Origin of the sequence: Thioalkalivibrio sp. ALE23 (genome assembly GCF_000378545.1) — a bacterium.
GTDB lineage: Bacteria > Pseudomonadota > Gammaproteobacteria > Ectothiorhodospirales > Ectothiorhodospiraceae > Thioalkalivibrio.
The window spans coordinates 1-2,148 of record NZ_KB900070.1 but is presented as its reverse complement, the minus strand read 5'-3'; the positions used below and the strand labels follow the sequence as shown (position 1 = coordinate 2,148).

Annotated in this window: 2 protein-coding genes; one reads left to right on the top strand and one right to left on the bottom strand. The window is 61.3% G+C overall.

Translation table 11 applies throughout. The features are described 5' to 3' along the window. Positions 1–214 precede the first annotated feature (214 nt). On the top strand, positions 215–1,108 hold the full coding sequence (locus tag F573_RS0113820) for a DNA-binding protein (RefSeq protein ID WP_019023083.1): 894 nt from the start codon (positions 215–217) through the stop codon (positions 1,106–1,108). Between the two features lie 5 nt (positions 1,109–1,113). On the opposite strand, the gene F573_RS0113815 is transcribed toward F573_RS0113820, so the two are convergent. After that, positions 1,114–1,782, bottom strand: coding sequence for a hypothetical protein (locus F573_RS0113815; RefSeq protein ID WP_019023082.1), 669 nt, complete (start codon positions 1,780–1,782; stop codon positions 1,114–1,116). Between the last annotated feature and the right edge of the window lie 366 nt (positions 1,783–2,148).

The following is a 2,148-nucleotide window of genomic DNA, read 5'->3' as shown; positions in this document are numbered from 1 at the left end:
GCATACGTTGGTATCCGATTGATCCTTCGACACTTTCGCTCCTTCCTGGCCGACCGCAGGAATATATGTTTCACGGCCCCTGAACAGTGAGAGACGGGGTTTCGGGCCCTAGTTTGACACAATGCGTCTTAGGTCAAATAGAGGGGTTACATGTGTACGGAATGGTATAGGCTGTACACCGTACACCGTACACTTTGACCGGGAGAATGGCGTCATGGAGCCACTCAGCTACGAAACCACCGTTGAAACCGCGATGACGCTCCTGCGGGAAGGGCGAAATCCCACCGCGACCGCGGTCGTTCGCCGTCTTGGCCGCGGATCGAAGTCCACCGCGCTGAAGCATCTCCAGCAGTGGCGCGAGGGCCTGGACCGGGAGGGATTCGTGATGCCGGCTGGCGTCCCCGAGACATTGACCGGCGCTGTGGAATCGCTATGGAACGCCGCGCTCCAGGAAGCCAGCCAGGTTTTCGATGCGGAACGCGAGCGTCTGGAGAGCGAACTGGAAGCGAGCCGGGCCCGAGAGGAGGCCCTGCAAGGGGAACTAACCGGCCTGCGGTCGGAGTTTGAGACCCTGGAGGCGAACGTGAAGGATCGTGATGACCGGATCGAACGACTGGAAGCCGATCGGGCGGACGCACGGGCCCAGCTGCAACGGCGGGATGAAGAACTGGCCGAGGTCCGGGAAGCTGCGAAGGAACGGGAAGAAAAACTGGTCGCCGAGCACGAGGCGGATATCCAGGACCTCAAAGGGGAACATGCCGAGGCGGAGCGTCAATGGTCCGAACGGGTGTCTCAGCTGATGGACGAGGTCACCAAGTGGGAAAACCGTTACGAGGGCACCAACACGTACTGGCTGCAGGAGGTGGGCAAGGCCCGGGATGCCACCGAGAAAGCCAACGCCCGGCTGGAAGAAGAGCGCAAGAAGTTCGATCAGGAGCGGTCGATGCACAACCAGCAGATGCAGCAGCAGGCGAGCCGGATCACCAAGCTCGAGAACGAGGTCGTCCGCCTCGAGCACCAGGGCGAACGGGCCGAGCTCCTGGCCGCGGAGGTCGAGCGCCTGAAAGCCGAGATCGAACGCTTACAGGCGACCGATGCCGGCGGTTGAATGGCTCAACCCGGTTTCACGTCCGACATTGCCCTCAAGAAGTTGACGCGGTGCGATGTGAAACGGTAGATCCAGACCATAGGGTTGATCTGCCAGCCATAGTCCGGTGAATACCCCCACTCCCGGGCGAACACGTCTCGTGCTGAACGGATGACGTTGCCCCCGGCATCGGTTTCCGGCTCCAGCCCAGCCGCACGAGCGCCTTTTTCATCAATGGCACACAGCGGTTCAGCGACCACTTCCTGGATTTCCAGCGTCCAGCGGCTGCATTCTGGCGGCATCATCGAGGCAGGGTTCCATCCTGTCTTCTGCACCTCGCAGTCGGCGCAATATTCGACGGTCTCCGGCCGGGTCGCATCGCCCAACCACGGTTCCTGAATCCAGATGAGGTCGCCCGGAGCGCCGTAGGGGGAGGGCAGAAACTCGTCGTCCATCCGGGCGCCAAACACATCGTCTTCACGCATCACGATCCGGCATTGCCCCAGTGCCTGGGATGCCGTGATGACGGCGCTCTTGACGACTTTCCCGGGCCGCATGAGCAGACGCCGTTCTTCGGTTTTTTGGCCTCGCTGGAGGGCGCTCACCATCTCCGGCCTCATCTGCATAGGCCGGACCGTCCGGGTATCCATCCGGCTGGTGTACGCGGGGGTCGGTTTTTCTACGGCTGCGGACATGATGGAGGCCTCCGTGCCAACGTGATCCCCACAGTTTATCCATCTTCCCGGATTTTGGTAATCCCCCGGTTTAGTTTTTGGTGTCTTCCACCCGGCGCGCTCGTCGCGCCGTTAAGACCTCACGTTAAGACCTACGTTAAGGGGCCCGCGGAAACCGCGTCATGAAGCCGTCTGCGAGGGGTCCGCGTTCACCGAATGCCGAAGCGTTGTTCAGCGAATGCCGAAGCCTCTGTTCACCGAATGCCGAAGTGTGTTCACCGAATGCCGAAGGTTCTGAACCCGGGTGTTCTCCAATGCCGAAGCCCCATGCCCCGGGTGTTCCCAAATGCCGAAGCCCCATGCCCCGGGTGTTCCCAAATGCCGAAG